The organism is Ilyobacter sp., assembly GCF_041583315.1.
Classification (GTDB): domain Bacteria; phylum Fusobacteriota; class Fusobacteriia; order Fusobacteriales; family Fusobacteriaceae; genus Ilyobacter.
Genome location: NZ_JBFHGC010000058.1, coordinates 1 through 8,344 on the forward strand (window position 1 = coordinate 1; position 8,344 = coordinate 8,344).

Here is an 8,344-nt window from a genome sequence, read left to right on the forward strand (position 1 = left end):
ATGGGACACTCTGAAAGAATGGGAGAAAATCTCTATAAGAATATTATAGGGGATAAAGAACAAAAAATATTTGTAAACGGTGTAAAATATTTCAAATAAGAATAATGTCCAAATTAAAAAATAAATTTTAGTTGTTTCTGCCAGGGGAAATCCTTTTTCCTCTGGTGTTAGATAATAAAAATATATATAAAATTTAGGAGGTCACAATGAAAGTTGCAATAATCTTTGGTAGCAAATCAGATACAGACAAAATGAGAGGTGCTGCAAAATGTTTAAAAGAGTTTGGTGTTGAATACTCAGCCCATGTTCTTTCGGCACACAGAGTTCCTGAAAAACTTGTCGAAACTCTTCAAAAGATGGAAAAAACTGGTTACGAAGTAGTTATTGCAGGAGCCGGCCTTGCTGCTCATCTTCCTGGCGTGATCGCTTCAAAGACGACTCTTCCAGTTATAGGAGTACCTATTGAGGCTGCTTTTGACGGAATGGATGCACTTCTTTCCATAGTGCAGATGCCAAAATCAATACCTGTGGCCACTGTGGGACTCAACAACTCTTACAATGCAGGAATGTTGGCAGTACAGATGCTTTCAATAAAGTACCCGGAATTAAAAGAAAAGCTTATCAACTTTAGAAAAGAAATGAAAGAAAATTTCATAGCTGAAAATGAGGCTGGAATAGAACTTTAAACCCTGGAAAATTTACAGTCAATAATTAAAAATTGATACTATTAAAATAAAAGGTTTTAGGAGGATTTTAAATGTCAGTTGAAAAAAAGGATTTTTTGTACGAGGGAAAAGCAAAGCAGATATACACTACTAATGATGAAAATTTGGTTATCATCCACTATAAGGATGATGCTACAGCTGGAAACGGAGCTAAAAAAGGGACTATCCAGAACAAAGGTATCCTTAACAACAAGATCACTGCTACACTATATGAGATGCTAGAGAAGAACGGAATTAAAACTCACTACAAAGAGATGTTAAACGAAAGAGACCAGCTTTGTGAGAAGCTGACAATCATACCTCTAGAAGTAATCGTAAGAAATGTAATCGCAGGTTCTATGGCTGCCAGAGTAGGTATAGAGGAAGGAACTGTTCCTACAAATACTATATTTGAAATCTGCTATAAAAACGATAAATACAACGACCCGCTTATCAACGACCACCACGCAGTGGCAATGGGTATAACTACTTATGAAGATCTTGCAAAAATATATGAAACTACTGCTAAGATCAATAACCTTTTGAAAGAAACTTTTGACAAAGAGGGAATTACTCTTGTTGATTTTAAAATAGAATTTGGAAAAAACAAAGACGGAGAAATCCTTCTTGCAGACGAAATCACCCCTGACACTTGCAGACTTTGGGATAAGGAAACAGGTGAAAAACTTGATAAAGACAGATTCAGAAGAGACCTCGGAGGTATCGAAGAGGCTTATATCGAGATTTTAAAAAGGCTGGGTGCTAAATAAATATGTATGGTATACATGATATAGATAAAATGGAAGAGGAGTGCGGAGTATTCGGAGTCTACTCAAAAGAGATAAAAAAAGTCTCAAGTCTTACTTATTACGGACTTTACGCTCTTCAGCACAGAGGGCAAGAGAGTGCCGGAATCACTGTCTCAAACTTTGGGGAAAAGACAACTTTTAAAGGCATGGGCCTTGTAGCTGATGTCTTCAGCTCTGAAAAACTGGAAGAGCTAAAAGGAAATGCAGCGATAGGTCATGTGAGATACTCTACTTCAGGAGCCAGCAAGCTTATAAATGCACAGCCTCTTGAAAGTAAATTTAAACTGGGTCAGATCGCCGTAGCTCACAACGGTAACCTTGTAAATGCAGATATAATCAAGGAACTACTTGAGGATTCTGGATCTACTTTCATTACTGATATCGACTCAGAAGTTATCATAAACATGATAGCAAGAAAGGCTTCAAAAGGTCTCGAAGAGGCAATCAGGAGTACGGTAAGTGCTATAAAAGGTTCTTATTCTCTTGTTATTCTGGCTGATCAGAAGCTTATAGGGGTAAGAGATCCCTATGGTATAAGACCGCTGTGCCTGGGGCAGAATGACGAAGGAGACTTCTTCCTCGCTTCAGAGTCTTGTGCTCTAGATGCTGTAGGAGCAGACCTCATAAGAGATATAGAGCCTGGAGAGATGGTAATAATAGACGATCACGGTGTAAGATCAATCAAGTATGCTGAAAATACAAAAAATGCTCCTTGTTCATTTGAAACTATATATTTTGCAAGACCGGACAGTATCATCGACGGAAAGAGTGCTTTTCAAGTAAGGGTAGAGTCCGGTAGATACCTTGCCAGACAAAAGCCGGTAGAAGCTGACGTTGTAATAGGAGTACCTGATTCTGGAATACCTGCAGCCATAGGCTTTGCAGAGGAGAGCGGGATTCCTTACACTGTAGGACTTATTAAAAATAAATATATCGGAAGAACTTTCATAAAACCTTCTCAGGAACTGAGAGAAAAAGCGGTACAGGTAAAACTGAACCCTCTGAAAGTAAATGTAGTAGGAAAAAGAGTAGTAGTAGTAGACGACTCTCTGGTAAGAGGTACAACAAGCAGACTTCTTATTCAGATGCTGAGAAAGGCAGGAGCTACTGAAGTACACTTCAGGTCGGCTTCTCCAGCAGTAAAATACCCTTGCTACTTTGGGATAGATACTGCCCACAGAAAAGAACTTATAGCATCGACTCATTCTATAAGTGAAATAAAAGAAGTTATCGGAGCGGATTCTCTAGATTATCTTACTCTTCAAAATCTTGCAAAGGTTCTGGGAAGTGAAGATTTCTGTTTAGGATGTTTTGATGGAGAGTATCCTGTATGTACCCCAATGGGAGAAGCGTAAAATTAGGAGGAAATAATGTCAATTTCTTATAAAGATGCCGGAGTAAATAAAGAAGAAGGATACAAGGCTGTAGAACTCATGAAAAAAGCCGTATCAAAAACTCATAATAAAAGTGTTTTAAATGGTCTAGGAAGTTTCGGAGCGATGTACGAGATGTCTCAGTATAAAAATCCGGTTCTTGTATCTGGAACAGACGGTGTAGGAACAAAGCTTGAAGTAGCCTTTAAAATGGGAGTATATAATACTGTAGGAATAGATGCAGTGGCAATGTGTGTAAACGACATATTGTGTCACGGAGCAAAACCTATGTTTTTCCTTGACTACATGGCCTGCGGTAAACTAGATGCTGAAAAAGCCGCTCAGCTTGTTTCAGGGGTGGCAGAGGGATGCCTTCAGTCAGGATCTGCCCTTGTAGGGGGAGAAACAGCTGAAATGCCTGGTTTTTACAAAGACGGAGACTATGACATCGCAGGATTTTCTGTAGGAGTCGTAGAAAAAGATGAAATTATAAACGGAAGTACAGTTGAAGAGGGAGACGTGCTTATCGCCCTTCCGTCCTCTGGAGTTCACAGTAACGGTTTTTCTCTTGTAAGAAGACTGGTTACTGATTTTGACGAGGAACTCAATGGTAAAAAAATAGGAGAGATTCTTCTTGAACCTACAAGAATTTATGTGAAACCTGTTCTTGCCTTGCTTGAAAAGTTTACTGTAAAAGGTATGGCACACATCACAGGAGGAGGACTACCTGAAAACCTTCCTAGGACAATTAGAGAAGGATATCAGGCAGTGGTGGAAAAAGAAAAAATAAGAATCCCTGAAATATTCAGATATCTTCAGTCTAAAGGTGTTCCTGAAAATGAGATGTACGGGACATTCAACATGGGAGTAGGATTCGTACTTGTAGTGGCTTCTGAGGATAAAGAGGCAGTAATAGCAGAGCTAAAGACTCACGGCGAAGAAGCTTATGAAATAGGATATATAAAAAAGGGAGATAAAGACCTATGCTTAATATAGCAGTATTTGTATCAGGAGGGGGAAGTAATTTTCAGTCTATCATCGATAGAATCAACGACGGAAACCTCCCTTGTAAAATACAATGTGTCATAGCCGACAGAGAATGCTACGGACTGGAAAGAGCAAGCAATAACGGTATAAAAACATACCTTTTAGATAGAAAACAATTCAAAAAAAATCTTTCAAAAGAGATAGATACTATTTTAGACGGTAAGGTGGACCTAATTGTTCTTGCAGGTTTCCTATCTATACTGGATTCTGACTTTACCAAAAAATGGAGTAAAAAAATAATAAATATTCATCCGTCACTTCTTCCAAAGTTCGGAGGGCCTGGAATGTATGGTATAAAAATACATCAGGCTGTAATCGCTGCCGGAGAAAAAGAAAGCGGATGTACGGTACACTATGTAGATGCAGGTGTGGACACAGGAGAGATAATATACCAGGAAAAAGTATCTGTATTGGAAAACGATACTCCTGAAACTCTTCAGAAAAGAGTCCTTGAAATAGAGCACAGACTTTTGCCTCAGGCCATTATGGATATCGCTGAGGGTAACTAACTTTTGCCGGGGGGCTGCAGACTCGCATATCAACTATTTAAACTCCTAAAACCTAAATAAAAGATAATAAAAACTTAAAATTCCTAAAACCTAAAACCTAATTTTAAGATTTATATTGCGGGTCTGCGGCTTTCTATATAGATTATGTGTTTATAGAAAGGCAAATTATTTTCGGAGAAATAGTAATATTAAGAAAGTATTAAAAGGAGAATCATATTTATGAAAAGAGCACTGATTTCAGTTTATGATAAAGCAGGAATACTGGATTTTGCAAAATTTTTAGTAGAAATAGGCGTAGAAGTGATTTCCACAGGTGGAACTTATAAGTACCTAAGAGAAAACTCTATACCGGTTACAGATGTATCGGAAGTTACAGGAGCTCCTGAAATGCTCGACGGAAGAGTAAAAACTCTTCATCCCAATATTCACGGCGGGATCTTAGCTATCAGAAGTAATAAAGAACATATGGAAACTCTTGAAAAGAGAGATATAACTCCTATAGACATAGTTATTGTAAATCTGTACCCTTTCTTTGACGAGGTTCAAAATGACATATCTTTCGAAGAAAAAGTAGAATTTATCGACATAGGCGGACCTACAATGCTTCGATCTGCTGCAAAATCTTTTGAAGATGTAATCGTGATAACAGATGTAGAAGACTATTCAAAGATAAAAGGTGAGCTTGAAAGCACGGGTAATCTTTCTTTTGAAAGCAGAAAAAAACTAGCTGGAAAGGTATTTAACCTTACGTCAGCATATGATGCAGCAATCTCAAATTTCCTTTTAGAGGGAGAAATGCCTAAGTATCTGAGTGTTTCCTACGAAAAAATGATGGATCTGAGATACGGAGAAAATCCTCACCAAAATGCAGCGTACTATGTATCTACAACTGAAAAAGGTGCCATGAAGGATTTTGAACAATTAAATGGAAAAGAACTTTCTTTTAACAATATAAGAGACATGGATGTGGCATGGAAGGTCGTAAGCGAGTTTGAAGAAACTGCAAGCTGCGGACTGAAGCACTCTACTCCCTGCGGAGTAGCTGTAGCTGACACTGTGGTGGATGCCTATAAAAAATCATATGACTGCGACCCTATATCTATTTTCGGAGGAATCGTAGCAATAAACAAAACAGTAGACGGAGAAACCGCTGCTGAGATGAGCAAGACATTCCTTGAAATCGTAATTGCTCCTGATTTCACTGATGAAGCTCTGGAAATACTAAAGAAAAAGAAAAATCTCAGAATAATAAAAGTCAAATATACTCCGTGTGACAAAATCGAGTATGTAAAGGTAGACGGAGGAATTCTGGTACAGGATTCTGATAAGGCCTTTTCAAAAGATTTTAAAGTTGTAACTGAAAAAGAACCTTCTAAAAAAGAGATGGACGACATGGTCTTCGGAATGAAGGTAGTAAAACATGTAAAATCAAATGCAATTGTGGTGGTAAAAGACGGTATGGCTAAAGGTGTGGGAACTGGAGAAACTAACAGAATCTGGGCAACAAAGCAAGCCATAGAAAGAGCAGGAGACGGTGCAGTCCTAGCTTCTGATGCTTTTTTCCCTTTCAGAGATGTAGTAGATGAGTGTGCTAAAGCAGGGATAACAGCAATAGTACAGCCTGGGGGATCTATGAGAGACCAGGAATCTATCGATGCATGCAATGAACACAAAATCTCAATGGTCTTTACCGGACTAAGACACTTCAAACATTAAATCTAATATTAACAGTACAGGCAGGTCTGCTGATGGAAACTATTTCAGCAGACCTGTAATAAAATAAAGAAAAAATTTGAATTTGAAGAGTAAAATGGTAAAGACTATAAAATTCTTGAATCTGAAGGGAGAAAAAATATGAAAATATTGGTTGTAGGCAGCGGCGGAAGAGAGCATGCTATATGCTGGAAAATATTGGAAAATAAAAATGTAGAAAAAATATACTGTGCACCTGGAAATGCCGGGATTGAGCTCCTGGATAAAGTGGAAAATATAGACCTTAAAACCCTGGAAGAGATCGTTGATTTTGCTGAAAAAGAAAAAATAGACCTGACCATGGTGGGAAGCGAAGAGCTTCTTGTGGCAGGGATCGTAGACAGGTTTAAAGAGAAAGGCCTCAATATTTTCGGACCTGACAGCAAGGCTGCTCTTCTGGAGGGGTCTAAGGCTTATGCCAAAGATTTCATGAAAAAATATGGTGTGAAAACTGCAGCCTACGAGATATTCACAGATGCTGACAAGGCGAAGGCTTACCTTGAGACTATTAATTTTCCTGTGGTAATAAAGGCCAGCGGTCTTGCAGCAGGTAAAGGAGTGCTTATCTGTGCAGATATTCAAGAGGGTATAGAGGCTGTAAATGATATTATGGTAGACAAAAAATTTAATGATGCCGGAAATGAAGTTGTAATAGAGGAGTTTTTAGAAGGTGTAGAAGCCTCTATACTATCTATAACTGACTCTAAGCAGATAGTGTCCTTCATCTCTGCAAAAGATCATAAGAAGATCGGAGAGGGAGATACCGGCCTTAATACAGGTGGTATGGGCGTAATCGCACCAAATCCATACGTCACTCCTGAGGTTTATGACCAGTATATCAAGGATATAGTTGACCCAACTCTAGAGGGTATAAAAAGCGAAGGATTGGACTTCTGCGGAGTCATCTTCTTCGGACTGATGATAAACAGCAGAGGGGTATATCTTCTAGAATATAACATGAGAATGGGAGACCCTGAGACTCAGGTAGTACTTCCTCTTCTAGACAGCGACTATCTGGATATACTGAACGATACTCTGCATGGAAAGCTAGACGGAGACAAAATCAGATGGAAAGATGAGTCTGCATGCTGTGTCGTGGCAGCTTCCGGAGGTTATCCTGAAGCCTATGATAAGGGTTATGAGATCACCGGATGCGAATCTGTGGAAGACCTTGTATTTATGGCAGGAGTGAAAAAAGAAAATGAAAAATTTGTCACTGCTGGTGGACGAGTTCTAAACGTCGTTGCTCTTGGAAAAGACCTGGATGATGCAAAGAAAAATGCATATAATTCTATTGAAAAGATCAAATTTGATAAAATATACTACAGAAGAGATATAGGAAAGATAATCTAACTAACTCCATAAAAAAACACCTTTACAAGGCCCATTAAATATGATAATATACATCCTGTAATCTAAGGTGCAGGCGTGGGTGGCGGAATGGTAGACGCGCAAGGTTGAGGGCCTTGTCGGGGTTTCTCGGTGGGGGTTCAAGTCCCCCTCTGCGCACCAGACTTATTTAGACTTTGATTTGTATAAAATATATTTTTATAGTTAAACTTAAGCGAGATTATTCTCGCTTTTTTATATAACAGAAAAGACCTCCAATTGGAGGTCTAATTATCTTAATACTTTAAACATTTACTTCTGAAATAATTTATTTTATTGACATCCATAACTCTTTAAGAAAAAGATCTAACAAATTTTTTTTGACATAAAGTTGACACAAAAGAAGGATATTTATGTTGGAGGACTCATTGACAGAAATACTCCTTCAATGAAAACTTTTTCAACCATATAGCAGTACCTGGCAGCCGTCTCCCCAAGGTGGCTGTCACCCCAAAACTTATATCCAGCATGTACAATAGTCAAAACAGATAGTAAGTATTTTTTTTTTAAGAAAGAAAAATTATAAAAACTTAAGTTGAATCTCGGATTAAGTTACTCCTTTGAAAATTTCAAAAATAACCAGCAACTTGAGATATTTTATTCTGTAAATATATATGCAAATACAAGCTTTAAAATAATTAACTCCGAAAAAGGTAAAGCATGAGAAATCCTGTGGCACAAAACTATAGGGTCTAATTCTTTCTAGATATGACAGCCAGTTTCCGAGATTTTTAGGAGGGAACAATATGCTTAAGACTATA

General features: G+C 38.1%; 7 protein-coding genes, 1 tRNA gene and 1 riboswitch. All 8 genes read left to right on the top strand.

Annotation, left to right across the window (positions count from 1 at the left end; genetic code table 11):
- The first annotated feature begins 206 nt into the window (after positions 1–206).
- The 8 genes from purE to ABZA26_RS03465 all read left to right on the top strand — a co-directional run bounded on the left by purE (position 207) and on the right by ABZA26_RS03465 (position 7,706).
- Positions 207–686 carry a 5-(carboxyamino)imidazole ribonucleotide mutase gene (gene purE, locus ABZA26_RS03430; RefSeq protein WP_372713118.1) on the top strand — a complete coding sequence of 160 codons (480 nt, stop codon included), beginning with the start codon at positions 207–209 and terminating at the stop codon, positions 684–686.
- Between the two features lie 71 nt (positions 687–757).
- The gene (gene purC / locus ABZA26_RS03435; protein WP_372713119.1) at positions 758–1,474 is read left to right on the top strand and encodes a phosphoribosylaminoimidazolesuccinocarboxamide synthase; all 717 of its coding nucleotides are present in this window, start codon (positions 758–760) and stop codon (positions 1,472–1,474) included.
- 2 nt (positions 1,475–1,476) lie between these two features.
- On the top strand, positions 1,477–2,868 hold the full coding sequence (gene purF, locus ABZA26_RS03440; RefSeq protein WP_372713120.1) for an amidophosphoribosyltransferase: 1,392 nt from the start codon (positions 1,477–1,479) through the stop codon (positions 2,866–2,868).
- Positions 2,869–2,883: 15 nt separating this feature from the next.
- Positions 2,884–3,882 (top strand): phosphoribosylformylglycinamidine cyclo-ligase, encoded by a 999-nt coding sequence (gene purM / locus ABZA26_RS03445; RefSeq protein WP_372713121.1) that lies wholly within the window; start codon positions 2,884–2,886, stop codon positions 3,880–3,882.
- Complete coding sequence (gene purN / locus ABZA26_RS03450; RefSeq protein WP_372713122.1) at positions 3,870–4,442, top strand: phosphoribosylglycinamide formyltransferase; 573 nt, start codon at positions 3,870–3,872, stop codon at positions 4,440–4,442. Before purM ends, purN begins: the two co-directional genes overlap by 13 nt.
- 219 nt (positions 4,443–4,661) lie before the next feature.
- Complete coding sequence (gene purH / locus ABZA26_RS03455; protein WP_372713123.1) at positions 4,662–6,158, top strand: bifunctional phosphoribosylaminoimidazolecarboxamide formyltransferase/IMP cyclohydrolase; 1,497 nt, start codon at positions 4,662–4,664, stop codon at positions 6,156–6,158.
- 138 nt (positions 6,159–6,296) lie between these two features.
- The gene (gene purD, locus ABZA26_RS03460) at positions 6,297–7,547 is read left to right on the top strand and encodes a phosphoribosylamine--glycine ligase (RefSeq protein ID WP_372713124.1); all 1,251 of its coding nucleotides are present in this window, start codon (positions 6,297–6,299) and stop codon (positions 7,545–7,547) included.
- Between the two features lie 73 nt (positions 7,548–7,620).
- A tRNA-Leu gene (locus ABZA26_RS03465) sits at positions 7,621–7,706 on the top strand.
- 519 nt (positions 7,707–8,225) lie between these two features.
- A riboswitch (cyclic di-GMP riboswitch) is annotated at positions 8,226–8,310 on the top strand.
- Positions 8,311–8,344 lie beyond the last annotated feature (34 nt).

Coding starts and splice junctions, on each gene's coding strand:
- purE (WP_372713118.1), top strand. CDS start 207: ATGAAAGTTGCAATAATCTTTGGTAGCAAATCAGATACAGACAAAATG.
- purC (WP_372713119.1), top strand. CDS start 758: ATGTCAGTTGAAAAAAAGGATTTTTTGTACGAGGGAAAAGCAAAGCAG.
- purF (WP_372713120.1), top strand. CDS start 1,477: ATGTATGGTATACATGATATAGATAAAATGGAAGAGGAGTGCGGAGTA.
- purM (WP_372713121.1), top strand. CDS start 2,884: ATGTCAATTTCTTATAAAGATGCCGGAGTAAATAAAGAAGAAGGATAC.
- purN (WP_372713122.1), top strand. CDS start 3,870: ATGCTTAATATAGCAGTATTTGTATCAGGAGGGGGAAGTAATTTTCAG.
- purH (WP_372713123.1), top strand. CDS start 4,662: ATGAAAAGAGCACTGATTTCAGTTTATGATAAAGCAGGAATACTGGAT.
- purD (WP_372713124.1), top strand. CDS start 6,297: ATGAAAATATTGGTTGTAGGCAGCGGCGGAAGAGAGCATGCTATATGC.